The following is a 362-nucleotide window of genomic DNA, read 5'->3' on the forward strand; positions in this document are numbered from 1 at the left end:
ATGGCGGCGAACCTCACCGGCCAGGTGCGCAACATCGCCGAGGTCACCACCGCCGTGGCTCGGGGTGACCTGTCCAAGAAGATCACTGTCGACGTGAAGGGCGAGATCCTGGCGCTGAAATCCACCATCAACACCATGGTGGACCAGCTCAACTCGTTTGCCTCCGAGGTGACCCGCGTGGCCAAGGAGGTGGGCTCCGAGGGTAAGCTCGGCGGCCAGGCCCAGGTGGAGGGCGTCGGCGGCGTCTGGCGCGATCTCACTGAGAACGTGAACATGATGGCGGCGAACCTGACCGGCCAGGTGCGTAACATCGCCGAGGTGACAACGGCTGTCGCCAACGGCGACCTGTCCAAGAAGATCAC

General features: G+C 64.4%; 1 protein-coding gene. It reads left to right on the forward strand.

Features of this window, described 5'->3' with window-relative positions; all coding sequences use genetic code 11:
• On the forward strand, positions 1 to 362 hold a 362-nt coding region (locus E4K09_RS04095; protein ID WP_134495364.1), incomplete at both ends, for a HAMP domain-containing protein.

Source organism: Microvirga pakistanensis (assembly GCF_004458765.1).
GTDB lineage: Bacteria > Pseudomonadota > Alphaproteobacteria > Rhizobiales > Beijerinckiaceae > Microvirga > Microvirga pakistanensis.